20 protein-coding genes and 1 pseudogene are annotated in these 25,229 nt (G+C 72.6%); 19 read left to right on the forward strand and 2 right to left on the reverse strand.

Translation table 11 applies throughout. The annotated features are described in order from the left end of the window. Window positions 1–3: 3 nt before the first annotated feature. The 19 genes from ACIQV3_RS22055 (at window position 4) to ACIQV3_RS22145 (ending at window position 20,702) form a co-directional block, all read left to right on the forward strand. Window positions 4–468 (forward strand): ATP-binding protein, encoded by a 465-nt coding sequence (locus ACIQV3_RS22055; protein ID WP_403714218.1) that lies wholly within the window; start codon window positions 4–6, stop codon window positions 466–468. Then, complete coding sequence (locus ACIQV3_RS22060; RefSeq protein ID WP_403714220.1) at window positions 450–1,709, forward strand: PP2C family protein-serine/threonine phosphatase; 1,260 nt, start codon at window positions 450–452, stop codon at window positions 1,707–1,709. Before ACIQV3_RS22055 ends, ACIQV3_RS22060 begins: the two co-directional genes overlap by 19 nt. Next, window positions 1,709–2,539, forward strand: coding sequence for an AAA family ATPase (locus tag ACIQV3_RS22065; protein ID WP_403714221.1), 831 nt, complete (start codon window positions 1,709–1,711; stop codon window positions 2,537–2,539). Before ACIQV3_RS22060 ends, ACIQV3_RS22065 begins: the two co-directional genes overlap by 1 nt. Beyond that, the gene (locus tag ACIQV3_RS22070) at window positions 2,536–3,276 is read left to right on the forward strand and encodes a type 1 glutamine amidotransferase domain-containing protein (RefSeq protein WP_403714223.1); all 741 of its coding nucleotides are present in this window, start codon (window positions 2,536–2,538) and stop codon (window positions 3,274–3,276) included. Before ACIQV3_RS22065 ends, ACIQV3_RS22070 begins: the two co-directional genes overlap by 4 nt. A 48-nt stretch (window positions 3,277–3,324) precedes the next feature. After that, window positions 3,325–4,809, forward strand: a complete 1,485-nt coding sequence (locus ACIQV3_RS22075; protein WP_403714226.1) for an aldehyde dehydrogenase family protein — start codon at window positions 3,325–3,327, stop codon at window positions 4,807–4,809. A 53-nt stretch (window positions 4,810–4,862) separates the two neighbouring features. Then, a complete protein-coding gene (locus ACIQV3_RS22080; protein ID WP_403714227.1) occupies window positions 4,863–5,477 on the forward strand; it encodes an NADPH-dependent F420 reductase in 615 nt (204 codons plus the stop codon). Then, a complete protein-coding gene (locus tag ACIQV3_RS22085; RefSeq protein ID WP_403714229.1) occupies window positions 5,462–5,998 on the forward strand; it encodes a (2Fe-2S)-binding protein in 537 nt (178 codons plus the stop codon). Before ACIQV3_RS22080 ends, ACIQV3_RS22085 begins: the two co-directional genes overlap by 16 nt. Window positions 5,999–6,003: 5 nt before the next feature. Then, window positions 6,004–8,418, forward strand: a complete 2,415-nt coding sequence (locus ACIQV3_RS22090) for a xanthine dehydrogenase family protein molybdopterin-binding subunit (RefSeq protein WP_403714231.1) — start codon at window positions 6,004–6,006, stop codon at window positions 8,416–8,418. Then, window positions 8,415–9,242 (forward strand): FAD binding domain-containing protein, encoded by an 828-nt coding sequence (locus ACIQV3_RS22095; protein WP_403714233.1) that lies wholly within the window; start codon window positions 8,415–8,417, stop codon window positions 9,240–9,242. The genes ACIQV3_RS22090 and ACIQV3_RS22095 overlap by 4 nt, the downstream gene beginning before the upstream one ends. A 35-nt stretch (window positions 9,243–9,277) precedes the next feature. After that, a complete protein-coding gene (locus tag ACIQV3_RS22100; protein WP_403714235.1) occupies window positions 9,278–10,600 on the forward strand; it encodes an MFS transporter in 1,323 nt (440 codons plus the stop codon). A 407-nt stretch (window positions 10,601–11,007) separates the two neighbouring features. Further along, on the forward strand, window positions 11,008–12,108 hold the full coding sequence (locus tag ACIQV3_RS22105; RefSeq protein ID WP_403714598.1) for a sensor histidine kinase: 1,101 nt from the start codon (window positions 11,008–11,010) through the stop codon (window positions 12,106–12,108). Window positions 12,109–12,120: 12 nt separating this feature from the next. Next, entirely contained in the window at window positions 12,121–12,462 is a 342-nt protein-coding gene (locus tag ACIQV3_RS22110) for a nuclear transport factor 2 family protein (RefSeq protein ID WP_243334431.1), read from the forward strand. A 101-nt stretch (window positions 12,463–12,563) separates the two neighbouring features. Continuing rightward, window positions 12,564–13,211, forward strand: coding sequence for a TMEM175 family protein (locus tag ACIQV3_RS22115; protein ID WP_403714237.1), 648 nt, complete (start codon window positions 12,564–12,566; stop codon window positions 13,209–13,211). Between the two features lie 72 nt (window positions 13,212–13,283). Next, a complete protein-coding gene (locus ACIQV3_RS22120) occupies window positions 13,284–14,597 on the forward strand; it encodes an IS701 family transposase (RefSeq protein WP_403714238.1) in 1,314 nt (437 codons plus the stop codon). Further along, complete coding sequence (locus ACIQV3_RS22125) at window positions 14,597–15,829, forward strand: XdhC family protein (protein ID WP_403714240.1); 1,233 nt, start codon at window positions 14,597–14,599, stop codon at window positions 15,827–15,829. Before ACIQV3_RS22120 ends, ACIQV3_RS22125 begins: the two co-directional genes overlap by 1 nt. Window positions 15,830–15,965: 136 nt before the next feature. Further along, entirely contained in the window at window positions 15,966–17,408 is a 1,443-nt protein-coding gene (locus tag ACIQV3_RS22130; protein ID WP_327307760.1) for a GuaB1 family IMP dehydrogenase-related protein, read from the forward strand. Between the two features lie 206 nt (window positions 17,409–17,614). Continuing rightward, window positions 17,615–18,871, forward strand: a complete 1,257-nt coding sequence (locus tag ACIQV3_RS22135) for an FAD-binding protein (protein WP_403714242.1) — start codon at window positions 17,615–17,617, stop codon at window positions 18,869–18,871. A gap of 129 nt (window positions 18,872–19,000) precedes the next feature. Next, entirely contained in the window at window positions 19,001–19,810 is an 810-nt protein-coding gene (locus tag ACIQV3_RS22140) for a VOC family protein (RefSeq protein ID WP_403714244.1), read from the forward strand. Between the two features lie 331 nt (window positions 19,811–20,141). Further along, a complete protein-coding gene (locus ACIQV3_RS22145; RefSeq protein WP_403714600.1) occupies window positions 20,142–20,702 on the forward strand; it encodes a sigma-70 family RNA polymerase sigma factor in 561 nt (186 codons plus the stop codon). Window positions 20,703–20,738: 36 nt separating this feature from the next. Here the strand turns inward: ACIQV3_RS22145 and ACIQV3_RS22150 are convergent. Both ACIQV3_RS22150 and ACIQV3_RS22155 read right to left on the reverse strand, forming a co-directional pair. Beyond that, a pseudogene (locus tag ACIQV3_RS22150) lies at window positions 20,739–23,987 on the reverse strand (AAA family ATPase); the annotation flags it as partial. Beyond that, window positions 23,944–25,179, reverse strand: a complete 1,236-nt coding sequence (locus tag ACIQV3_RS22155; protein ID WP_403714246.1) for a histidine kinase — start codon at window positions 25,177–25,179, stop codon at window positions 23,944–23,946. The gene ACIQV3_RS22155 and the pseudogene ACIQV3_RS22150, both read right to left, overlap by 44 nt. Window positions 25,180–25,229: the final 50 nt, after the last annotated feature.

The raw sequence follows: 25,229 nt of genomic DNA on the forward strand, positions 1-25,229 counted from the left end.
CCGATGGACGAGGCGGTCAAGACGGCGACGACGTCCGCCGAGCTGGAAGTGCCGGCCACCCTGGGGGCACTGGGGGACATCGCCGCGCTCGTCCTGCGGCTGGCCGGGAGCGCGGGCCTGGGCAAGGGCGCCGCGTACCGGATCCGGCTGGCCGTGGACGAGCTGGCCACCAACATCGTGATGCACGGGTACCGGGGCGGCGACGGACGGATCACCGTCCGGGGCCGCTCCGGGCCGGGCCGGGTACGGATCTCCATCGAGGACCGCGCCCCGGCCTTCGACCCGGTCCAGGGGCGACTGCCGCCCGAACCGCACACCGCTCCCGAGCGGCGCCGGATCGGCGGACTCGGCATCCACCTCGCACTGACCAGCGTGGACGAGTTCGACTACGTACGCAGGGACGGCCGCAACATCAGCACGCTGACTGTGATGGCTGAGGGGACGGACCCATGCCCTCCACGACCGTGATCATCCTCGACGAGTACCCGCCGCCTCCCCTCGAACTCCTCGGAGCACTGGAGGAGATGGGTGCGGCACTCGTCCCGCGCACGCTGGCCGAACTGCTGGCCGGCCCACTGGAGGAGCTGCCCGAAGCGGACGTACTGCTCGCCCCGGCCCAGGCCGACGGAGACTCCGTACGGACCGCCGTGCGCCGGCTGCGCCGCTCGGCCGGAGCCCCCATCGTCGTCGTCTGGACCGTGACGGAGTTCGCCGCGCTGGAGGCGCACGTCCGGATCGGACACGACTACCTCGTACCCCCCTTCCTGCCCGCCCTCGTCGGGGCCCGGCTGCACAGCTGCTCGGAGCGCGCTGGACTCGGCCGCACCCTGCGCGAAGCCGACGCCCGCGCCGAACTGATGGGCTACGAGAAGGAGTTGGAGATCGGCCGGGAGATCCAGGCCGGCTTCCTGCCGGAATCGCTGCCGGTCCCCGAAGGCTGGGAGATCGACGTGTGCTTCCGGCCCGCCCGGCAGGTCGCCGGGGACTTCTACGACGTCTTCGAGCTCTCCCGCGGCAGACGCCTGGCCTTCGTCGTCGCCGACGTCTGCGACAAGGGGGTCGGAGCCGCGCTCTTCATGGCGCTCATCCGCTCCCTGCTGCGGCACACCGCCGAGAACAGCGGCCTCCAGCACCTGGTGGCCGCCGGCCGCACCGGCAACAGCCGGCGCATACCCGTGGTCGGCGCCACCCCGCTGCTCAACGCGGTCACCGCCACCAACGGCTACCTGACCCGCAACCACCTGCGGCAGGGCTACTTCGCCACCCTCTTCTTCGGGGTGCTCGACCCGCTCACCGGATCCCTCGTCTACATCAACGGCGGCCACAACCCGCCGCTGCTGCTGGACGCGGACGGTGGCGAGCCCCGCACGCTGGAGGTCACCGGCCCCGCCGTCGGGGTGCTGCCGGACTGTGTGTACACGCTCGGTTACGCCCAGTTGAACCCGGGCGACACCCTCTTCGTGTTCACCGACGGAGTGCCCGAGGCGCGCTGCCCCAGCGGCAGCTTCCTCGGAGACGAGCGGATGCTGCAGCTGCTGTCCGGCCCCCCGGTCAGCGGCAGGGAGGTGGTCGACCGGATGGACACGGCCGTACGCGAACACACCGGAACAGCCGAACAGCACGACGACGTCACCATGCTGGCCCTGCACCGGCCACGCGCGGCGCGGGGGCCGCACGCGGGAGGCGCCGATCGCCAGGTCGTGGCCTGATGACCCTGACCATCGTGGTGCACTCGTACCGCGGCGGTACCGGAAAGTCCTCGGTGCTGGCGAACCTTGCCCTGCTCCTGGCGGGCGAGGGACGCCGGGTGGGGGTGATCGACACGGACATCCAGTCGCCCACCCTGGACCTGCTCTTCCGGCTCCGCCCCGGTCCGTCACTGGCCGACTACCTGCTCGGCCGGTGCGAGATCGAGGCCGCCGCCCAGCAGGTCACCACGAGCTGCGGCCGCGCTCTGTACGTCGTACCAGCGCGGACCGGGACGGCGGCCCTGCGGGAGCTCATGACCACCGGCTACGACGTGGGGCTGCTGCCCGAGGGCTTCGACCGGCTGGCCGTGCACCACGCCCTGGACGTCCTGCTCCTGGACACCCATGCCGGGCTCAACAACGAGTCGGTCACCGCGATGGCCAGCGCCGACGTCCTGCTGATCATGGCCCGGGCCGACCGGATCGACCTCCTCGGCGTCGAGGAGACCATCGCCCTGACCGGCCGGCTCGCCTGCCGGCGGACCCTGGTGATGAGCATGGCGCCCGAGGGCATCGACCGGGAGGCCGCCCGGCGGCGGGCCGAGGAGGTCTACCGCACGCCCCTGGCCGGAATCCTGCCCTATGTTCCGGAAATGGCCGCGCTCTTCGGGGAGCGCATATTCTCCGAAGCCCATCCCGACCATCCACTGGTCGGTGAATTCCGCACCATCATCTCGGCGTTGGACGCACGTGACGAAGTATCACGGGCCTGGCGCCTCCCCCTTACGCCCCTAGCGGGGGGCGTGTTGAATCGGCAGCGAATCCAGACAGACCAAGGAGAAGAGTCATGAAGATTCTCGTCGTCATGACGGCCAAGGCCACGCTTCATCTGCTGGACGGGGAACAACACCCCTCGGGTTTCTGGGCCGAGGAATTCGCCGTTCCCTACACCCTCTTCAAGAACGCGGGCCACACCGTGGACGTGGCGACGATCGCGGGCCGGACCCCGACGGTCGACGCGACCAGCATCGACCCCCAGTTCCTCCAGTGGGTCCGCCCCCAGGGCTCCGCCGACACGGACACGGCCAGCGCCCTGGAGTACAGCCGCGTCATAGAGAACACCCCGCAGCTGAGCGACCCGATCGCCCTGGAGACCCTGGGCGAGAAGGACATCGCCGCCTACGACGGCATCTACATCAGCGGTGGCCACGGGGCCATCGGGGACCTGCCCAAGTCCGACGAGCTCGCGCAGATCCTGCGCTGGGCCATCGCCCAGGACAAGCCCCTGGCCACGGTCTGCCACGGGCACACCGCCCTGCTGGCCCTGCGCGACGGCGAGGGCCAGTGGCCCTTCGCGGGCTACCGGATGACCGCCTTCTCGCACAGCGAGGAGCTCGTCACCAACATGGCCGGCCGGCTCCCGCTGATCCTGGAGGCCGAACTCACCCGGCTCGGCGCCCGCTACGAGAAGGCCGACGTGATCTGGGACTCGCACGTGGTGGTGGACCGCAAGCTCACCACCGGCCAGAACCCCTACTCCTCCAAGGCCCTCGCGGAGACGTTCTTACGTCAGCTCGCGCAGGGCTAGCCGAAGCGCTCTGCCCCTCGCACCCGAAACCGGAAGGCAGCGACAGCCATGACCCAGCGCGCGCTCAGCGACCAGCCCTTGGCCAACCCCGGGAAACTGTTCATCGGCGGCACCTGGGTCGAGGCCCGGGACGGCCGTACCGAACCGGACATCAGCCCCGTGGACGGCCAGGAGATCGTGCCGGTGGCCCAGGCCGCCGCCGCCGACGCGGACGCGGCGGTGGCCGCCGCCCGCACGGCGTACGAGGAAGGTCCCTGGAGCAGACTGTCCGCCCAGGAACGCGCACTGCGGCTGAACCGGGTCGGGGAGCTCATCGAGCGCGACCTGGAGGAGATCGCCCTGCTGGAGACGGTGGACATGGGCAAGCCGTTCGCCTTCTCCTCCACGGTCGACGCCCCCATGGCCGCCCAGCTCATGCACTACTACGCCGGCGCCGTGACCCGGGTGGACGGCTCCTCCCGGGCCCCGGCCGGCGGGCAGCTCGCGTACACCCTGCGCGAACCGCTGGGCGTGGTCTGCGCAATCACCCCCTTCAACTTCCCGCTGCTCCTGTCGATGACGAAGATCGCCCCGGCGCTCGCGGCCGGGAACACCGTGGTCCACAAGCCCTCGCCCGCCACCCCGCTCACCGCACTGAAGATCGCCGAGCTGTTCCAGGAGGCGGAGATTCCGGACGGGGTGCTGAACGTCATCACCGGTCCGGGCGTGGAACTGGGCGAGACCCTCACCGGACACCCCGGCATCGACAAGATCGCCTTCACCGGCTCCACCTCGGTCGGCCAGTCGATCATCCGCAAGGCGGCCGGCACCCTGAAGAAGGTGACGATGGAGCTCGGCGGCAAGTCCGCCAACATCGTCTTCGCCGACGCCGACCTCGACGCCGCCGAGGAACTCGCCTTCTTCGGCATCTACTACAACAAGGGCGAGATCTGCACCGCCGGCTCCCGGCTGCTGCTGCACCGCCCGATCCACGACGAGATGGTCGAACGGCTCGTGGCCCGCGCCGCCGCCCTGCTGCCCGGAGACCCGCGCGACCCGGCCACCCTCTTCGGACCGCTCGCCCACCGCGGCCAGTTCGACAAGGTCAGCTCGTACATCGAGGTCGGCGAGAAGGAAGGCGCCGTCCTGCGCACCGGCGGCACCGGCTGGACCCCCGAAGGGGGCTCGTCCGAAGGCCTGTACTTCCTGCCGACCATCTTCACCGGCGTCGACAACTCCATGCGGATCGCCCAGGAAGAGATCTTCGGGCCCGTCCTGTCGATCATCCCCTTCGACACCGAGGAGGACGCCGTGCGCATCGCCAACGACAGCGCGTACGGCCTCGCCGCCGGGGTCCACACGAAGGACCTGCGGCGCGCCCACCGGGTCGCCTCGCAGATCAAGGCCGGCACGGTCTGGGTCAATTGCTACAACCAGTACGACCCCGCCGTGCCCTACGGCGGCTACAAGGCCTCCGGCTACGGGCGCGAGTGCGGCCCCGAGTCCCTGGAGAGCTACACCCAGACCAAGTCGGTCTGGATCGGAATGGACTGACACCGGCACCCGGCCGACAGCCCGCTCGCACCGAGACCACCTGAGGAGTCCCCATGCGGATCGGCATCATCGGAACGGGCCGGATCGGATCGACCCTGGCCAGGATCCTCGTGGCGGCGGACCACCAGGTCGTGCTCGCCAACGCCCGCGGCCCGCGGAGCCTTTCGGACCTGCTGGCCGAACTGGGCCCCGCGGCCTCGGCGGCGTACCCCGCCGAGGCCGCGGACCGCTCCGAAGTCCTCGTCCTGATGGTGCCGTTCGACGGCGTCCAGGGGCTGCTGCCGCGGGAAGCCGTACGGGACACCGTGCTGGTGGACGCCACGAATGCGTTCGACGGCCCGGGGAACGCCCGGGATCTCGGCGGCCGGGGATCCAGCGAACTCGTCGCCGAATGGTATCCGGGGACCCGGATCGTGAAATCCCTGAACACCATGCATTTCGAGACGCTCGCCGTCGCCGGCACCGAACAGGGCCCGCGTCTGGCCCATTTCACGGCGGGCGACGACGGGAAAGCCAAAGAAATAGTCGCGGGAATCATCACGGATCTCGGATTCGCTCCCGTGGACACCGGTCCGCTGCACTCCGGAGGAATTCTCCAGCAGCCCGGCGGGCCCCTCTTCAACCGGCCGCTCACGGAAGCGCAGGCGCTGGCATGGACCTCTCACTGAACGTCAACGGAAGACCCGAGCAGTTCTCGGCGCAGCCGAACGAACTGCTCGTGGAACGGCTCCGCGAAGGCCTCGGACTGACCGGCACCAAGGTCGGCTGCGACACCGGCCAGTGCGGAACCTGCGTCGTCCGGCTCGACGGCCGCTCCGTCAAGAGCTGCCTGATCCTGACCGCGGCGGCCGCCGGCTCCGCGGTGACCACCATCGAGGGGGTCACCACCCCCGGCGGTGAACTCACCGGCCTCCAGGAGGCCCTGCGCCAGGAACACGGCACCCAGTGCGGCTTCTGCACCCCCGGGATGGTCATGGCCCTGGGGGAGCTCGTGGAGAACACCGAGCACCGCGAGCCGCCCACCGAGCCCGAGATCCGCGAGTGGCTCACCGGCAACCTGTGCCGCTGCACGGGCTACCACAGCGTCGTACGGGGAGTGCAGCGCGCCTGCTCCGTGGCCCGCGCGCAGGTGCCCGTGGAGCAGGGCACCGCGCAGCCCGCCACCGCCGCGTCCGGACAGGAGGGGTGAGGGAGATGACCGCAGTCACGGGGGAGACCCCGCTCCAGGGCAACGGCCTGCTCGGACAGCCGCTGGACAGCCGCGAGGACCCGCAGCTCCTGCGCGGAGAAGCCACGTACGTCGGGGACATCGACCTGCCGGGCACCGCCCACATGGCGATCCTCGGCAGCCCCGTGGCCCACGCGAAGGTCCTCTCCATCGACACCAAGGCCGCCGAGCAGCTGCCGGGCGTACTGAAGGTGGCCACCGCGGCCGACTTCACCGAGGTCATGCCGCTGCCCTGCATCTGGATACCCGGCGGGGTCGAGAGCCACTTCCCGCCCCACCCCTACGGACTTCCCGGCTCCCGCCCGGTGCTCTCCGGCGACACCGTGCGCCACGTGGGCGACCCCGTCGCCGTGGTCGTCGCCGAGACCCCGCGCCAGGCGGCCGCCGCGCTCGCCGCCATCTCCGTCGCGTACGAGCCGCTGCCCGTGGTGACCCGCGCCGACGAGGCCCTCGCCGAAGGCGCCCCCCAGCTCCACGAGGCCGTCCCCGGCAACCTGAACGCGTACTGGACCTGCGGCGACAAGGACCGCACCGACGCCGCCATCGCCGCGGCCGAGGTCACCGTCGAGCTGGACCTCGTCAACCAGCGCACGATCAACAGCCCCATCGAGCCGCGCGGCGCGGTGGGCGACTACGACGCCGCCACCGGCGAGTACACGCTGTACGCCTCCACCCAGGGCCCGCACAACCACCGCTTCCTGCTCTCCGCGCTGGTCCTCGGCATCCCCTTCAACAAGCTCCGGGTCGTCGCCCCGACCGTCGGCGGCAGCTTCGGCACCAAGGGGTACCTGTACCCCGACATGCCGCTGGTCCTGCTGCTCTCCAAGGCGCTCGGCCGGCCCGTGAAATGGGTCGACACCCGCACCGGGCTGATGAACTCCACCGTCCAGGGCCGCGACCACCGCCAGCACGTCACCCTGGCCGGCACCCGCGACGGCCGGATCACCGCCGTGCGCTGCACGAGTTACGCCAACCTCGGCGCCTACCCCTCCACCATCGGCCCCGGCGTCGCCACCGCCCTGATGGGCCGCTCCATCAGCGGCATGTACGACATCGACGCGGCCTTCTGCGAGGTCTACGCGGCCTTCACCAACACCGTCTCGCTCGGCGCCCAGCGCGGCAGCGGGCGGGCCGAGGCCGCGTTCCTGATGGAGCGGCTCGTGGACCGTTACGCCTGCGAGATCGGCATGGACCCGGCGGCGGTGCGCCGCAAGAACCTGGTGCCGAAGGAGAAGTTCCCGTACGACAACGGCCTCGGCTGGACCTACGACTCGGGCGACTACCAGCTCAACTTCGACCGGGCCATCGAGCTCTCGGGCTACGCCGACATGCCCGCCCGCAAGACCGAGGCCCGCGCCCGCGGCAAGCGGCTCGGCGTCGGCATCGCCTCCTACGTGGCGATCTGCGGGGTCGGCCCCTCCACCCGGATGTCCAAGGAGGGCATGCTCGGCGGCACCTGGGAGAGCGCGAACATCCGCGTCCACCCCACCGGCGAGGTCACCGTCACCGTAGGCTCCGCCTCCACCGGCCAGAGCCACGGCACCGTCTTCGCGCAGGTCGCCGCCGACGAGCTCGGCATCGACCCGGCGACGGTCCAGGTGTACGAGGGGGACACCCTCAAAGCCCCGTACGGGCAGGGCACTTACGGCTCGCGCTCCTACAGCATGGCCGCGCCGGCCATCGCCCTCACCGCCCGGAAGATCAAGAGCAAGCTGGTCAAGGCCGGCGCCGTCTTCCTCGGCGTCCCCGAGGACAAGGTCGTCTACGCCGACGGCAAGGTCTTCGAAGCGGGTCACGAAGACGACACCGAGAACACCAAGACCTTCGCCGAGCTGGCGATGGCCATGTGGTACGGCTGGGGCCTGCCGCCCGAGATCGAGCCCGCCCTCGACGAGACCACCCACTTCGACCCGCCGGACTTCAACTACCCCTTCGGGACCCACGTGGCGGTCGTCGAGATCGACGAACTGACCGGCGAGACCGAGGTGGTGGCCTACACCGCCGTCGACGACGCCGGGAACATCGGCAACCCGAAGATCGTGCTCGGCCAGATCGAGGGCAGCATCCTGCACGGCCTCGGCCAGGCCCTCATGGAACACGCCGAGTACGCCCCGGACGGGCAGCTCGTCAGCCGCGACCTGAACCACTACGCCCTGCCGCGCGCCATCGACGCGCCCTTCTTCACCCTCGACAAGACCACCACGCCCTCCCCGCACAACCCGCTGGGAGCCAAGGGCGCGGGCGAGATCGCCACCGTGCCGCCCGCCGCGGCCGTCGTCAACGCCGTCGTCGACGCCCTGTCCGACCTGGGCGTCCGGCACATCGACATGCCCGTCACCCCCGAGAAGGTCTGGCGCCGCCTGAGAGGGGAAGCCCAGTGATCCTCGCCGACTTCGACTACGTACGCCCCGTCGGCCTCGACGAGGCGCTGACCCTGCTGGCCGGCCGGCCCGGCGCCCGGGTGCTGGCCGGCGGGCAGAGCCTGCTGCCCGGCCTGCGCACGGGGGAGGAGCGGGCCTCCCTGCTCGTCGACCTGCGCCGGCTGGAGGAGCTCCGGGGGATCGGGCCGGTGCCCGGGGGGCTCCGGATCGGTGCGCTGACCACCCTGGCCGAGCTGGCCACGGACCCCCTGGTACTGGCCGGGGCGCCGGAGATCGCCGCCGCGGCCCGCGCCAACGGAGACCCCCAGGTCCGCAACCTCGGCACCGCCGGGGGCAACCTCGCCGCCACCGGCCGGGCCACCGACCTGCCCGTCGCCGCCATCGCCGCGGGCGCCACGGCCGAACTGGCCGGTCCCGGCGGGGTGTCGACGCTCACCGCCGAGGAGCTGGCCGCCTCCGGGGTTCCGGCGGGCACCGTCATCACCGCCCTGCTCGTCCCGGTGGTCACCGGCGGCGGCGCCGCCTTCGAGAAGACCGCCGACCGGGCCACCCGCTACCCGGTCTGCGCCGCCGCCGTACGGATCACCCCCGACGGGCCGTGCATCGCGGTCACCGGGGCCACCGCCCGTGCGCTGCGCCTGCGCCGGGTCGAGGAACGGATCGGGGAGGGCCCGTACAGCACGCAGCACGTGCTCGCGGCCTTCCGCGCCGAACCCCGGGAGCTGTTCGTCCCGGGTCGCGGCACCTCGGCCGAGTACCTCGGCCACCTCGCGGGCGTACTCACCGCCCGCGCGCTCACGAGGGCCGTGCAGGCACCCGCCTGACCGCCCACGACGGGGGAGTTGAAGCAGTGGAACCGTTGCCCACGACAGCACGGACCGCGCCGTCCGCGACCACCACGGGGGTCACCTCGCGTCCAGCCGCCGGCTCCGCGGGCGCACCGGGGAGCTCCGGCTTCTGGGTGGTGGGCGCGGTCCTCGTCCTGCTGATGCTCTCCTCCTCCGTCCCCTCGGCCCTCTACGTGCTCTACCAGCAGGAGTGGGGCCTGTCCTCCGGCATGATCACGGTGGTCTTCGCCCTGTACGCCGTCACCGTGCTCGCCGGACTCCTGCTGTTCGGCTCGCTGTCCGACACCCTCGGCCGGCGGCCCGTACTCGCCGCGGGGCTGGTCCTCGCGATCGTCGCCATGGGCCTGTTCGCGGCGGCCCAGGGGCTCGGCCTGCTGCTCGCCGCCCGCGCCGTGCAGGGGCTGGCGGTGGGCCTGGCCACGGGGGCCATGGGCGCCGCCCTGCTGGAACTCAGCCCCGGTTCGCGGCCCGCGCTCGGCGCCCAGGTCAACAGTGCCGGCCCGACGGTGGGCATCGGCCTCGGCGGCATCGGGGCCGGGCTGCTGGTGCAGTACGCACCCGCTCCGACCGTCCTGACCTACCTGCTGCTCGTGGGGGCCTTCGCCGTCTCCCTGGTCGGCGTGGCCCGGATGGCCGAGAGCGCGCCGGGGCGGGCGACCGGTGCGGCTGGTGCGGCTGGGGTGACCGGTGCGGCCGGTGCGGCCAGGGGTCGCTTCAAGCTGGCCCCGCACCGGATCCACATCCCCGCCGCCGTGCGCGGCCGCTTCGCGGTGCTGATCCTGACCATCGTGGCCGTCTGGTCGGTCGGCGGGTTCTACCTCTCGCTCGGCCCGCACCTGGCCCTGTCCCTGCTCCAGAGCACCAACTACCTCGTCGGCGGCGCCACCGTGGCCCTCCTCGCCGGAGCCGCCACCGCCGCCCAGCTCCTGCTGGGCCGCACCGAGGCCCTGCGCACCGCCGTCCTCGGCCTGCTCGGGCTGCTGGGCGGGCTGACCCTGGTGCTCCTCGCGCTCGGGCTCGGCTCGGCCCCCGTGTTCCTCCTGGCCACCGCCGTCCTCGGAGCCGGCTGGGGCGCCGCCTTCCTCGGCTCCTTCCGTGCCCTGAGCGCACTGGCCGAGCCGGCCCACCGGGGCGAACTGACCGCGGCCGTCTACGTGTTCGCCTACCTCGCGATGAGCGTGCCGGCGGTGCTGGCCGGACTGCTCACCAACATCCACGGACTGCACCGCACCTCGGTCGGCTTCATGGCCACCGTCGCCGCGGTGTGCGCCCTCGCCCTGCTGGCCACCCTGCGGCTGGCGGCCCGGAACAGGACGGAAGGGAGCACCGCATGACCGGGGCCCCGGGCAACGCCGCGCTGCGCACCGCCCTGTGCGGGCTGGAGATCTTCGAGGGCCTCACCGAGGAGCAGCTGGACTGGCTGGTCTCGGTGTCCGAACCGAGGGTGCTCGCCGACGGCGAGGTCCTGTTCCGGGACGGGGAGGAGGCCACCGGCTTCCACGTCCTGCTCGCCGGGGGCCTCGTGGTCACCAAGGTCGTCGACGGCCGCGAGGAGGTCCTGACCCGGCACTCCACCGAGGAGGAGAGCGCGGCCGCGGAGGACCACGACGGCAAACCCTCGGCCGCGCACCGGTTCACCGGCGAGCTGCCCCTGCTGACGGACGGGTCGTACGTGGCCACGGCCGCGGCGAGCGGGCCGGCCACCACCGTGGTGGCGTACGCGAAGCCGGTCTTCTTCGAGATGCTGACCCGCTGCCACGGGGTGGCCGCCGTACTGATCCCCGTGCTGGCCTGGCGCATCAAGTCCTCCGAGGTCCAGGCCCGCAAACGGGCCACCGTCGAAGCGCTGGGCACCCTGGCGGCCGGCCTCGCGCACGAGCTGAACAATCCCGCCGCCGCCGTGGCCCGGGCCGCGCAGGAACTGGCGCCCGCCCTGGACCAGCTCACGCGCACCGCCCAGGCCTGGGGCGCGGCCGCCACGGCCGCCGAGCGCTCCGTGTTCGACCAGCTCGCCGACGAGCTGGACAAGGTGGCGCCGCCGGAGGTCACCGATCCGCTGGCCCAGGCGGACGCCGAGGAGGAGATCGCCGACTGGGCCGAGGAGGCGGGCGCCGAGCGGGCCGGGCTGCTCGGCTCGGGGGTCTCCGACCTCGGACTGAACCTGGGCGGGCTCCTGGAGCGGCTGGAGGGGGTCGGCGAAGGGGCGCTGCCGGCGGCGCTGGACCATCTGGCGGCCCTCCTGGAGATCCGCTCGCTCGCCGCCGAGCTGCGGGCGGCCGGTCCGCGGATCTCCCAACTCGTGTCGGCGACCCGGGATTACGCCAATCTCGACCGGGCCCCCGAGCAGCGCTTCGCGGTGACCGACGGGCTCGAGAACACGCTGGTCGTGCTGCGTGCCAAGCTCGCGGGGATCGGGATCGTGCGCTCGTACGACCCGGACCTGCCCGAACTGACGGGCTATCCGAGCGAGCTGAACCAGGTGTGGACCAACCTGGTCGACAACGCGGCGGCGGCCATGGAGGGCGCCGGAACCCTCACCCTGCGGGCCCGGGTCGAAGGCGTCTGCATGGTGGTGGAGATCGCCGACACCGGCTCGGGCATCCCCGCGGAATCCCTGCCGAGGATCTTCGAACCCTTCTACACGACCAAGGACGTGGGCAAGGGCACGGGCCTCGGTCTCCACCTCAGCTACCGCATCGTGACCCAGCGCCACCACGGTTCGATCACGGCCCGCTCGAGGCCGGGGGAGACCCGGATGACCGTCCGGCTGCCGCTGTCCGGGACCGATCCGTCCTGCGCGGTGCCGGCCGTACCCATCGCACCATCTCCATCGAAGAGTTGAAAGGGAGTCGACATGCCCAAGTACGACATCTCCACGCTGCACCCGGTGTTCGTCCGGCAGATGGACGCGCTCGCCGCGCTGGACATCGAGGCCGTCATGAAGAACTACACCGACGACGCGGTGCTGTTGCGCTTCGAGGGTGTCTCCGTAGGCATCGACGCGGTGCGCGAGACCTTCACCGGGTACCTGACGGTGAAGCCCACCCTCGTGGAGCTCCAGGAATACGTCGAGACCGACGACACGATCTTCTACCGGGCGATCATGAATCTGAACGGGGAACCGGAGCACGCGTTCGGAACGCTCGTCGTCCGGGATGGCCGGATCTGGCGCCAGACTGCCGGATTCGGCGGCTGATTGAGGAAATCTGGGTAGCGTGTGCGGGGAGGGTGGGGATGTGCACCCTCCCCGTATGTGCGACAGCCGTAGATATATGCAAGAAGCGTGAAGGGGAGGTCATGGAAACGGAAACCGGCCGGGTCGAGGCATTCAGTGATGGTGTATTCGCGGTCATCATCACGATCCTTGTCCTGGAATTGAAAGTTCCGGAAGAAACCGGCTCGGACTTCTGGCACGGAGTGCGCGAGCAGTGGCCGCACTACGCCGCCTATGTGGTGAGTTTCCTCATCATCGGTGTGATGTGGGTGAACCACCACACCATCTTCAGTCACATCAAGCGCGTGGACCGTCCTTTGCTGTTCCTGAACCTCCTGGTGCTGATGGTCGTGTCGGTGGTCCCGTACACGACCAATGTGCTCGCCGAACACCTCATGGAGGAAGGGGGGTCGGCCAACGCGGCCGCCGTCCTCTACAGCCTGGTCACCGTGGCCTACGCCCTGGCCTTCATGGCCTTCTGGTGGTACGTCACCCGGGTCGGACACCTTTTCCACGACCAGGTGGACAAGGACGGCGCACGGGCCACCAGGGTCCGCTTCGGTCTCGGCGCCATCGCCTACCCGTGCACCGTCGTCCTGGCCTTCTTCTCGGCTCCGCTCACTCTCGTCGCACACTTCCTGATCGCGCTCTACTATGCGGCGAACCAGATCCCCATCCCCCTCGTGGTAGAGGAAGAGTGGCTCGAAACTGCGAGCGACCTCAGGAAGTAGCCGCCCGGACCTACGGCCGTTCTTCGCGGTCAAGTAGGGTAATGGATCTAGCTGGTCGCGGGGGAGGCCCAGATGGCTCGCGTAGTCCTGCCGGAGGAATCCACGAAGGAAATCTCCGAATTGATCGACGTTCTGATCTCGCTCTTCTTCGAGTCGTTACCCCGGCGGGACCAGCGAAACTGGGCCCGCGTATACCTGAACGGCCTGGTGCGGACGAACGGCAAGAAAACAATTCGTAACATCGCCGGAACCGGGGCCAGTTCCGTCGAGCAGAGCCTCCAGCAGTTCATCAGCAAATCCCCCTGGGACTGGACCCCGGTCCGCCGCTCCCTCGCCCAGCACCTGGAACGCACCGCGCAGCGCCCGCTGGCCTGGGTGGTGCAGCCCATGGTCATCGAGAAGGCCGGCGACCGGTCGGTCGGCGTGGGACGGCAGTTCGTCCCCCAGCTGGGCCGCACCGCCAACTGTCAGCAGGCCAGCGGGATCTGGCTCACCTCCAGCGATGCGGGCTTCCCCGTCGAATGGACCCTCACCCTCCCCGGGCCCTGGACGGCGGAACTCCTGCGGCGCCGGAGGGCCGGCATCCCCGACACGGCCCGCTCGCTCACCCCCGCCCAGGACGCGGTACACGCGGTCCAGCGGATGGCCGCCACCTGGCAACTCCAGCGCCGGCCCGTGGTGATGGAAGTCTCCAACACCGAACTGCCCCAGTGCATCGAATCGTTCGCGATGCAGGACATCCCCTTCGTATTCAAAGTGGACGGCACCCTGCCCGTCTCCTTCGGCGGGGCCGGCCGGCACAAGCCCGGACCGCACACCGCGCCGGCCCGCGAGCTCATCGACTCCCTGCGCTCCCAGCGGAGGGTCGTCGAATGGACCCGGCACGGCCGCGCCGAGGGAGCGGTCACCCTGCTCACCTCGGCCGCCATCTTCGCCACCCCCGGTGAGGACCGCCTCGTTCCGGCGCCGCCCACCCCGCTGCTGCTCGTCGGGGCCTGGACCGAAGCCGCCCTGCTGCCCACGGAGTTCTGGATCACCAACATCGGGGACCGGCCGCTCGCGCAGCTGTTCCTCCTCGCCAAACTCACCGACCGGGTCGCGCTCGATTTCACCGAGGTCTGCGAGCCCGCCGGAATCCGGGACTTCGAGGGCCGCTCCTTCCGCGGCTGGCACCACCACGCCACCCTCGCCAGCGTCGCCCACGCCGCGATGCTGCTGGGCGCGCGCGGCCGGGGGCCCCACCCGGCACAGCCCGACCAGTACCCCGGCCCCGTCCGGACCGCCCCCACCCGCGCGGTCGCCGCCGCCCACGCCGCCGGACCTCCCGCGCTGCCGCCGAGACCGGTCATCCCCGGGCAGAGCCCGCGCCGCGAGTACATCCGCTGATGCTCAACATCGCCGAAGAGCTACGCGCGTGGTGCGCCGCCGGACGGGACTTCGCCGTGGCCACGGTGGTGGCCGTCAGCGGCAGCGCGCCGCGCGGTCCGGGCGCCTCGCTGGCCGTCGACACCGGGGGCACCGCCCTCGGCTCCCTCTCCGGGGGCTGTGTGGAATCCGCCGTGCACGAACTGTGCCTGGAGGCGATCACCTCCGGGCGCAGCAGCGTGCACCGCTTCGGATACAGCGACGACGACGCCTTCGCGGTCGGGCTGACCTGCGGGGGAGTCCTCGACGTCCTGATCACCCCGGTGCGCCGGCACGACCCCGTGCGGCCCGTCATCGGCGCCGTGCTCGACGCTGCCTGCGGCGGGGCCCGCTCCGCGCTGGGCCGGGTGGTCTGCGGGCCGCCCGAGCAGCTGGGCCGGGCCATCGCCGTGCACGCCGACGGTTCCTACGAGGGCCGCCTCGGCGGGGGCGCCGCGCTGGACCGGGCCGCCGCCGCGCGGGTCCGGGACTGGCTCGCGGCCGGCCGCACCGGCACCGCCGAGCTGGGCACCGCGGGCGGGCTCTGCGGGCAGCCCCTGACCCTCCTGGTCGAATCGGCCGCGGAGCCGCCCCGGCTGCTGGTCTACGGGGCCATCGACTTCGCCGCCGCCCTCACCCGGGTCGGCGCCTTCCTGGGCTACCGGGTCACGGTGTGCGACGCCCGGCCCGTCTTCGTCACGGCCGCCCGGTTCCCCGACGCCGACGAGGTGGTCGTGGACTGGCCGCACCGGCACCTGGCCGCGGAGTGGGAGGGCGGCCGCCTGGATTCCCGTACGACGGTGTGCGTACTGACCCACGACGCCAAGTTCGACGTCCCGCTGCTCGCGCTCGCGCTGGGCCTGCCGCTCGGGTACGTCGGAGCCATGGGCTCGCGCCGCACCCACGAGGACCGGGCCCGCCGGCTGCGGGCCGAGGGGGTGGCGCCGGCCGCGCTGGCCCGGCTGCGCTCGCCGATCGGCCTGGACCTCGGCGGGGGAACCCCCGAGGAGACCGCGCTCGCCATCGCCGCCGAGTTCACCGCAGTGCGGTACGGGGGAACGATTCTGCCGCTGGCCCGGAGCCGGGGCCCCGTCCACGGTCCCGCCCACCTCCCCGTTCACGGCCCCGCCCACCTCCCCGTTCACGGCCCCGCTCTCGGCCGGGCGGACCCGGCCGACCCGCCGCTGCCCGTACGGAGGGCCAAGGTCCCGTAGGAACCGACCATCCGGCCCCAAATGTCCTGGACGATCGGCCGGGGCGGTGTGAACTCCAGGTCGTGTGAGAATGAAGTACGTGCGTTCCTCGACTGCCCTGTCGGGGTCACCTCCGAACGACTGGGATGTTCAGCACGTGCGTTTTCTCAATGACCTGAAGCCGCCGTACGACCTGACGTACGACGACGTATTCATGGTGCCGAGCCGTTCCGCGGTCGGTTCCCGCCAGGGCGTCGACCTTTCCGCGCCTGACGGCACCGGCACCACCATTCCGCTGGTCGTGGCCAACATGACCGCCATCGCCGGCCGCCGGATGGCCGAGACGGTCGCCCGCCGCGGCGGCATCGTCGTCATCCCGCAGGACATCCCGATCGACGTCGTCACCGACGTGATCTCCTGGGTGAAGACCCGCCACCTCGTGCTCGACACCCCGATCACGCTGGCTCCCACCCAGACCGTCGCCGACGCGCTGTCCCTGCTGCCCAAGCGCGCGCACGGCGCCGGCGTCGTCGTCGACGCGGACGGCCGCCCGGTGGGCGTCGTCACCGACCACGACCTGACCGGCGTGGACCGCTTCACCCAGCTCTCCGAGGTCATGTCGAAGGAGCTCCTGCTCATCGACGCCGACATCGACCCCCGCGAGGCCTTCACCAAGCTCGACGCCGGCCACCGCAAGCTGGCCCCGGCAGTCGACAAGGACGGCAGGCTCGTCGGCATCCTCACCCGCAAGGCCGCGCTGCGCGCGACCCTGTACACCCCCGCCACCGACGCCAACGGCAAGCTGCGCATCGCCGCCGCCGTCGGCATCAACGGGGACTTCGTGTCGAAGGCCAAGCAGCTGCTCGACGCGGGCGTCGACACGCTCGTCATCGACACCGCGCACGGCCACCAGGAATCGATGATCAGCGCGATCAAGGCCGTCCGCGCCCTTGACCCGCAGGTCCCGATCGTGGCCGGCAACATCGTCGCCGCCGAGGGCGTCAAGGACCTGATCGACGCCGGCGCCGACATCATCAAGGTCGGTGTGGGCCCCGGCGCCATGTGCACCACCCGCATGATGACCGGTGTGGGCCGCCCGCAGTTCTCCGCGGTCCTGGAGTGCGCGGCCGAGGCGAAGAAGCACGGCAAGCACGTCTGGGCCGACGGCGGCGTCCGTCACCCGCGCGACGTGGCGATGGCGCTGGCCGCCGGTGCGTCCAACGTCATGATCGGCTCCTGGTTCGCCGGTACGTACGAGTCCCCGGGCGACCTGCAGCAGTCGGCCGACGGCCGCCTGTACAAGGAGTCCTTCGGCATGGCCTCCGCGCGCGCGGTCCAGAACCGCACCTCGGAGGAGTCCTCCTACGACCGGGCCCGCAAGGGTCTCTTCGAGGAGGGCATCTCCACCTCGCGGATGTTCCTGGACCCGGCCCGTCCGGGCGTCGAGGACCTGATCGACTCGATCATCGCGGGCGTCCGCTCCTCCTGCACCTACGCCGGTGCGGCCTCCCTCGCGGAGTTCGAGGAGAAGGCCGTCGTCGGCATCCAGTCCGCGGCGGGCTACGCCGAGGGCAAGCCGCTGCACGCCAGCTGGAGCTAGTCGCTCCTCCTGGAGCCGGTCGCTCCTTCTGGGGCCGGTCACTCCTCCTGGAGCCGACACTCCTCACCACTGCGCCGGGGTCCCCTTGGGGGCCCCGGCGCAGTGCTGTCCGCAGCCCGTCCGAGTGCTGCGCTAGCGACCCGGCCCACACTGTCGACCGCCGACGACGCGTCGCGCTGCCCCAGGCCGTGGAAAGGTGAAGACAGGTGGACACATTCAGCCGGGACTTCGGGCGGACTTCCGTCGTTCCTCCCGAGGCGGTGGTGCGGGAGGACGAGGGCGACACCGTGGCGCAGGCGATGCGGGAGGCGGCCGCGGCGGGCCGGGACATGACCGTCCGGGGAGCGGGGCGCTCGACCAACGGCCAGACGCTGTCCCCCGGGGTGGTCATCGACAACTACCGCCCCGAGGCGACTCCGCGGTTCGTCGGGAACGGCCACCTCGTGGAAGTCCCGAGCGGGATCACCTGGCTCGAACTGGAGAAGTGGCTCAACCGCCACGGCCGCTCCAACCCCGTCCTCCCCAGCTACCTGAACATCACCGTGGGCGGGAACCTCTCCATCGGAGGCTTCGGCCTCGCCTCCTGCCGTTCCGGGATCCAGAGCGACCAGGTGCACGAGATCGAGCTCGTGGACGGAACGGGCCGCTCGCGCCGGTGCTCCGACCGGGAGAACCCCGAGCTGTTCCGGTACGCCCTCGGCGGCCTGGGACAGGTGGGGTTCATCAAGAAGGTGATCCTGAAGACGGTTCCGTACCAGCCCGTCACCCGTGCGGCCAGGGTCGAGCACACCGGCCTCGCCGACCTCACGGAATTCATGATGAAGGACGTGCGGGAACCGTGGGTGTCGAGCTACTTCGGCATGTACGACCGGGCCGCCTGGTACTCGCACGTATCGCTCACCGACGACGCACCCGCGCCCGCGGACCCGGAGCGGGAGTTCCTGGTTCCGGACTACATGCTCTTCAGCCACGGCGAAACCGCGAAGCACCTCCACCACCTGCTCGAAGAGGACTCCCACGCGAACATGTGGGTGGACCACATCTTCGACGAGGAGGGCTTCGGGCTCTTCACGAAGAAGGTGGAGGGCATGCTCGACGAGTATCCGCTCTCCGAGACCCTGGTCGCCCTGTACTTCCTGGTGATCCGGCGCCCCGAACCGGCCACGCCCTTCGTCCTGGCACCCGTGGTCGACGCGCCGGTCCAGTACCTGATCGGCATCTTCACGGCGGCCGCGGCGGCCGATGCCCGCGGGATCTCGGAGACCAGGCGCGTCCTGCGGGAACTGCTGGAGGCCTGCGCCGAGGCGGGCGGCCGTCCGTACCTCTACGGCACCCACGACTTCGACACGGACCTGCTGGAGCGCATCTACGGAGCCCCGGCCCTCCAGCGGCTGCGGGAACTGCGCGAGGAGCACGCGCTGACCCACTTCGCCCGCCGGGCCTTCGGGGACGTACGGCCGTAGCGGCGTAGCGCCGGAGTGCCGTAGTGCCGGAGCGCCGTAACGGCACCCGCCTCCGCCCGTGGACCGACGGGCGGGGGCGGGTGCCGGATGCCACGCTGGTCGTACCCCGATCCGCGAAAGGCAGTCGTCATGATCACTACTGACTTCGTCCCCGGCTCCCCCTGCTGGCTCGACCTCGGCGCCCCCGACGTCCCCGCGGCCACGGCCTTCTACGGAGCCGTCCTCGGGTGGGACTTCGAGTCCATGGGCGAGGGCGAGGGCGAGGGGGAGGGCATGGAAGGCGGCATGTTCCGGAAGGACGGAAAGATCGTCGCCGGGCTGGGCAAGCTCACCGAGGAGGGCGCCCGATCCGCCTGGATGATCTACTACAGCGTCCCCGACGCCGAGGCCACCACCCGCGCCGTCCGGGACGCCGGCGGCACCGTCCGGGTCGAGCCGAGGAAGCTCGACGCGTGGGGCACGATGGCGCAGTTCAGCGACCCGCTGGGCGGTCAGTTCGCCGTCTGGCAGCCCGGGGACAACAAGGGCGTCGACCTCGTGGATCAGCCGGGATCGCTGTCCTGGACCGAGCTGTACACGAGTGACGCCACGGCCGCCCGGGAGTTCTACGGGAGCGTCTTCGGCTGGCGGTTCAGCGATATGCCGATGCCGGGCGGCGAGGGCACGTACACCCTCATCACCCCCGCCGGGCAGCCCGAGGGGAGCATGCAGGGCGGGCTCATGGAACTCTCCGCTGAGGACCTCGCGGTGGCGGGCGGGCGGCCGTACTGGCACCCGGTCTTCCACGTCACCGACTGTGACGCGGCGGTCGCCGAGGTCACCGGGCACGGGGGCAGCGTGCAGATGGGGCCCGCGGACGCCAAGGGCGTGGGCCGGCTGGCCGTCTGCCTCGACCCGGCGAACGCCGACTTCGTGGTGCTGGACCCGTCCGAGGACTGAGCCCCCGTTCCGGCACCCGTCCCTCTCGCCCCTCCACCCCTGCCGCGGCCCCGCCGCCGTCCACCCGGACGGTGAGCGGGGCCGTTCGCGTTCCGCCCCGCCCGCCGCCGCGCCCCCCGCCGCGCCCCGGGGACGACCGTTCACCGACGGGGGACGACCGGTGGGCGCAGGGTGCGGCGGGATACGTCAGGCGGCGGATAACTCCGCGCGCGCGGTCGGGCACGCTCGGTGTATCCCACCGCATCCCACCGCATCCCACCGCATCCCGACGAGCATCCCGACGCGCATTCCGACCCGCACCCCGACCCGGAAGGGGCAGCCCATGTCGCCCATGTTCGCGACCTCCGGCATCGTCACGGTCCCCCGCCGCCGCACCGACGCGTACGCCCTCGCCCGGCTGGAGCGGGAGCACGGCAAGGCTCTCCACGGATTCCTCCTCGGGCTCACGTTCGGTGACCGCCACCGGGCCGAGGACCTCGTCCAGGAGACCCTCTTCCGCGCCTGGAAGAACCCGGAAGCCCTGGAGAACGGCGCCCACGCGTCCATGCGGCCCTGGCTGTACACCGTCGCCCGCCGCGTGGCCATCGACGCCCGCCGGGCCCGCCTGTCGCGTCCCGCCGAGGTCGGGCCCGACGGGCTCGACCAGTCGCCTGCCGACGAGGACCGCACCGAGCGCTCCGTCGCCGTCCTCGACGTCCGCGAAGCCCTGCGCTCACTCAGCCCCGATCACCGGGCCGTCCTCCTCCACATCTACTTCCGCGGGGCCAGCGTCTGCGAGGCCGCGGAGGCGCTCGGAATACCCGCCGGGACGGTCAGGTCCCGTACGTACTACGCCCTGCGGGCCCTGCGCGCCCTCCTGCCCGGCTACGATGACGGCCACCTCCGCGCGTGAGCGGACCTCAAGCTTCGCCAGGATGTGCGAGACGTGGGTCTGGACGGTCCGGCGGGACAGGAAGAGCGCCGAGGCGATCTCCGGGTTCGTCCGGCCCCGCGCGACCAGCAGCGCCACCTTCAGCTCCGCCGGAGTCAGCGCCTCCCACCCCCGCGCCGGCCGCCGCCGGGCCGCCCGGCTGCCCCGCCGCACCCCCAGGCTCCGCAGCCGCGCGTCGGCCCGCGCGATGTCCCACCGGGCGCCGAGGAGCTCGTACGAGGCCACCGCGCCGGTCAGCGCCGACCGCGCGCCCGGCAGGTCCCCGCGCCAGGCCCGGGCCACCGCCAGGTCCTCCAGGGTCTGGCCCGCCACCAGCCCGCCGCCCGCCAGCGCCGCCGCCCGCTCCAGCAGCTCCGGGTCCTGCGCGAACAGCCCGCGGGAGCGCAGCAGCGCCAGCGCCGGACCCGGCTGATCCGGCAGGGCCGCCGCCGTGCGGGCGCAGGCGGCCAGCGCCGACCGGGCCGTACCGGTGTCCCGGTCCTCCAGCGCGAGCCGGACGGCCTCCGACAGCGCCCAGGGACGGTCGAAGGCCACCGCCTCGTCCACCCCGTCCTCCAGCGCGGGCAGCAGCGCCTCCAGCGCCTCGCGGGGGCTCCCGTCGCGCTCCGCCAGCAGGGCGCGGGCCAGCAGCACGTGCGCGGTGTGCCGGCGGGCCGCGGGCGGCTCGTACGCGTCCGGGCCGAGCGCGGCCAACTCCGCCCGGGCCGAATCCTGTTCGCCCCGGTGGCCCAGGATCAGGGCGCGCAGCCCGCGGGTCAGCACCGGCAGCCAGACGTCCGAGACGGGCATGCGCCGTGCCCGGGCGAGGCCGGCCAACGCGGCGTCCCAGTCGCCGAACCGGTAGCGCAGATCGGCCAGCAGGGCCTCCGTCACCACGAGCCGGCCCGTCGAACCGGTCCGGGCCGCCAGCTGCCGGGCCTCGCGCAGCGCCGCCGCGGCGGCGTGCGGTTCGCCGCACCGCAGGTGGCCCTCGGCCTGGTTGGCGAGCAGCAGCAGCCGCATGTCGTTCGCGGCCGGGCTGCGGCGGGCGTGCGCGATCCCGGCCGCGACGTGGCGCAGCGACTCCCGGCCCCGGTTCAGGTGGAACAGTGCGAAGGACATGGCGTGTTCGGCCTCCGCGCCGCAGAGCGGGTCGCCGAGCAGTCGTGCCCGGGCGACCAGCGGCCCGGCGAGCGCGTACGCCTCCTCGGGCCGGCGCAGATCGGCCAGCGCCAGCACCCGACACGCCTCCAGCCGCAACCGCATGCCCGCGCCGCCCGCGTCACCGACGGGCACGGCCCCGACGGCTGCGGCCTCGGCGGGTGCGTCCCCGACCGGTACCGCCCGGGCGGGTGCGGCCTCGGCCGGCACCGCCCCGGCGGGTGTCGCCTCGGCCCGTGCCGCATCGGCCGGTACCGCCTCGGCGGGTGCTTCCCCGGCGGGTGTCGCCTCGGCTCGTATCGCCTCGGCCGGTACCGCCCCGGCGGGTGCGGCCTCGGCATGTGCCGCTTCGGTCAGGGCTTCCTCGGTGACCTCCAGGGAGCGGGCCATGTCACCCTGGATCATCAGCGCCGACACCAGCTTGAAGGCGAGCGCGGCCCGCCGCTCGGGATCCCGCGCCCGCCGGCGCAGGGTGCGGAGCAGTTCCACGGACTCGGGTCGCCGCAGCATCAGCGCGGCATCGGCGAGCCCGTCCTCCAGGGCCTCGTGGTACGCACCCCCGGTCCGGTCGGCGAACCGGTCCTCGCCCTGTCGCCGGACCGGCCCCGTACCGTGCGCCGGGGTCCGCCCCGCGGTTCGTTCCGTGTCCTGCGCCGGGGTCCGCCCCGCGGTCCGTTCCGTGTCCTGTTCCGGTGCCCACCCCGTGGGCTGGTTCCCGGGTTGTCCCGGGTTCTGTACCGGGCCCTGTTCCGTGCTCTGTTCCACGGCCCGGGCCAGCAGGGCCGCCGCGGCTTCGGGTGCCACCGCGATCAGGGCCTGCGCCGACTCCGCCGTCCAGCGCACCGCCCAGGGATCCAGTACCCCGCCGGCGAGCAGCTGTCCCGCGGTCCGGGCGGGATCGAGCCCGGCCTCGGCGAAGGCCCGTGCGGCGTCCTGGTGGAGGGCGCTGCGGGCGGCCCGCGGCAGCTCCGCGTACAGGGCGAGGCGCACGGCCGGCTGCCGGAACCGCAGGGCGTCGCCGTCGGCCGGGAGCCCGGCGGGCAGGGTGCCCGGTTCCAGGACCCCGGCCAGGAGGGGGGCCTCCAGGTCCGCGAGCAGGTCCCGGACCCGGAGCGTCCGTACGAGGGCCAGCTCGCGCGCCGTGAAGGCCGGTCCGAGCAGGGCGGCCTGCCGGAGCGTGGCCACGGCCGCCGCGGGGAGCCGGGTCAGTTCCCGGGTCGCCGCCTCCGGGGGCGGCGGCAAGTCCCGGACGGGGAGGGTGAGTTCGGCGCGGTCGCCGTGGACCTCGATGATGCCGGACCAGTGCGCGAGCAACTCCCGCAGCAGCCGGGGATTGCCGCCCGCGTGCCCCGCGGCCTCCCGGAGCCGGGGGCCGGGCGACGCCCCCAGCACCTCCCGGACCAGTGCGGCCGATTCCGCCCCGGTCAGCGGCTCCAGCCGCAGCGTGCGCCCGCCCGGCCCGCCGCCCAGGGAGGCGCACAGCTCCTCCGCCTCCGGCCGCCGGGGCAGCCGCCGCCGGGCCGTCAGGAGCAGCAGCGGCAGCCGCTGCGCGGCCCGCGCGAGGTGGCGCCACAGCAGCAGGGAGGCCGGATCCGCCCACTGGAGGTCGTCCAGGGCCAGCAGCAGCGGCCGTCGCGCGCACCACTCCTCCACGTCGGCGGCCAGCAGGTCCACGGCCGCCAGCAGCGCCCCGCCGGGTTCGGCCGACCGGGCGGCCTCCCGGAGCAGGGCCAGGGCCCGTGCCCGCCCGGGGCCGGCCGGATGCAGGCAGTCCAGCGCCGCGCGCAGCGGCAGCCCGGTGCCCAGGGATTCGGCGGCCCCGTACCGGACCCGGCAGCCGAGCGCGGCCGCGTCCGCCAGCGCCTCGTGCAGGAAGGAGGTGCGGCCCGCACCCGGCTCCCCTTCCACGAGCAGGCAGGCTCCGCCGCCCTCCGCGCCTGCCCGCACCCATGCCCGTAACGCCGCACGGCACTCGTCGCGGTGTTGTTCTCGCCCGACCCGCACGTCGGCGATCCCTCCGGTCGTTCGCGCGCCCCCTCCAGGATGGCAGGCCGCGGGCCGGTCAGCGCCGGGGAATTCGGCCAGGCGGGGCCGAACTGTGCACACCCGCGCGGTATTTGGGAATCCGGACCGTTATCTTCATGCCCGCGCCCACGCCCGTCTCGATGACGAGCCCGTGGCCGTCCCCGTAGACCTGGCGCAGCCGCTCGTCCACATTGGGCAGCCCGATGCCGGAGGAGGAGCCCGGCTGTTCCCCGGCCAGGATGCGGCGCAGCAGGGACGGATCCATGCCGACGCCGTTGTCCTCGATGGTGATCAGCGCCTCCGCGCCCGCGTCCCGGGCCGCGATGGTGATCCGGCACTCCTCGGTGGAGTCCTCCAGCCCGTGCTTGACGGCGTTCTCCACCAGCGGCTGCAGGCACAGGAAGGGCAGCGCCACCGGCAGCACCTCGGGCGCCACCTGCAAGGTCAGCTTGAGCCGCTCCCCGAACCGGGCCCCGGCCAGCGCCAGGTACTGCTCGATGGACCGCAACTCCTCGGCCAGCGTGGTGAACTCCCCGTGCCGCCGGAAGGAGTAGCGGGTGAAGTCCGCGAACTCCAGCAGCAGGTCCCGCGCCCGCTCCGGATCGGTGCGCACGAACGAGGCGATCGCCGCCAGGGAGTTGAAGATGAAGTGCGGGGAGATCTGCGCGCGCAGCGCCTTGATCTCCGCCTCCATCAGCCGGGTCCGCGAACGGTCCAGCTCGGACAGCTCCAGCTGTACGGACACCCAGCGCGCGACCTCGGTGGCGGCCCGCACCAGGACCGCCGACTCCCGCGACCCGTAGGCCACCAGCGCGCCCAGCATCCCGTCCTCGCCGGTCAGCGGTGCCACCACGGCCCACTTGAGGGGGCAGCCGGGCCGCTCGCACTCGGTGCGCACGCTCTGGCTGCGCCCGGAGTCGAGCATCACCGCGACCCGGGCCATCGCACGGCGCTCGTGGTGATCGGCGCCCGGGCCGTCCCAGGCGAGCACGTGTGTGCGGTCGGTGAGGCACAGGGCCTCGGTGCCGAGGAGGGAGCGCAGCCGCTTGGCGGCCTTGCGGGCGGCGTCCTCGGTGAGGCCGGCGCGCAGCGGGGGAGCGGCGAGGGAGGCGGTGTGCAGGGTGTGGAAGGTGGCCCGTTCGACGGGGGTGCCGAGGTCGAGGCCGAGGGCCCGCTCACCGCGCCGGGCCTGCCGGAGCCCCGCCGCCCACCCGAGTCCCACCAGCAACACGGCGCCGGCCGCGGCCAGTACGGAGAGCAGTGCTCCGGTCATGCTGCGACCGCCCGTCCTGTGAGTGCCGCTCCGCAAAGGGAGCACCGCGC

The organism is Streptomyces sp. NPDC099050, from assembly GCF_044759865.1.
Taxonomy (GTDB): Bacteria; Actinomycetota; Actinomycetes; order Streptomycetales; family Streptomycetaceae; genus Streptomyces.

Coding starts and splice junctions, on each gene's coding strand:
- ACIQV3_RS22085 (WP_403714229.1), top strand. CDS start 5,462: ATGGACCTCTCACTGAACGTCAACGGAAGACCCGAGCAGTTCTCGGCG.
- ACIQV3_RS22110 (WP_243334431.1), top strand. CDS start 12,121: ATGCCCAAGTACGACATCTCCACGCTGCACCCGGTGTTCGTCCGGCAG.
- ACIQV3_RS22065 (WP_403714221.1), top strand. CDS start 1,709: ATGACCCTGACCATCGTGGTGCACTCGTACCGCGGCGGTACCGGAAAG.
- ACIQV3_RS22120 (WP_403714238.1), top strand. CDS start 13,284: ATGGCTCGCGTAGTCCTGCCGGAGGAATCCACGAAGGAAATCTCCGAA.
- ACIQV3_RS22115 (WP_403714237.1), top strand. CDS start 12,564: ATGGAAACGGAAACCGGCCGGGTCGAGGCATTCAGTGATGGTGTATTC.
- ACIQV3_RS22070 (WP_403714223.1), top strand. CDS start 2,536: ATGAAGATTCTCGTCGTCATGACGGCCAAGGCCACGCTTCATCTGCTG.
- ACIQV3_RS22125 (WP_403714240.1), top strand. CDS start 14,597: ATGCTCAACATCGCCGAAGAGCTACGCGCGTGGTGCGCCGCCGGACGG.
- ACIQV3_RS22155 (WP_403714246.1), bottom strand. CDS start 25,179: ATGACCGGAGCACTGCTCTCCGTACTGGCCGCGGCCGGCGCCGTGTTG.
- ACIQV3_RS22145 (WP_403714600.1), top strand. CDS start 20,142: ATGTTCGCGACCTCCGGCATCGTCACGGTCCCCCGCCGCCGCACCGAC.
- ACIQV3_RS22090 (WP_403714231.1), top strand. CDS start 6,004: ATGACCGCAGTCACGGGGGAGACCCCGCTCCAGGGCAACGGCCTGCTC.
- ACIQV3_RS22075 (WP_403714226.1), top strand. CDS start 3,325: ATGACCCAGCGCGCGCTCAGCGACCAGCCCTTGGCCAACCCCGGGAAA.
- ACIQV3_RS22105 (WP_403714598.1), top strand. CDS start 11,008: ATGCTGACCCGCTGCCACGGGGTGGCCGCCGTACTGATCCCCGTGCTG.
- ACIQV3_RS22080 (WP_403714227.1), top strand. CDS start 4,863: ATGCGGATCGGCATCATCGGAACGGGCCGGATCGGATCGACCCTGGCC.
- ACIQV3_RS22055 (WP_403714218.1), top strand. CDS start 4: ATGGACGAGGCGGTCAAGACGGCGACGACGTCCGCCGAGCTGGAAGTG.
- ACIQV3_RS22060 (WP_403714220.1), top strand. CDS start 450: ATGCCCTCCACGACCGTGATCATCCTCGACGAGTACCCGCCGCCTCCC.
- ACIQV3_RS22140 (WP_403714244.1), top strand. CDS start 19,001: ATGATCACTACTGACTTCGTCCCCGGCTCCCCCTGCTGGCTCGACCTC.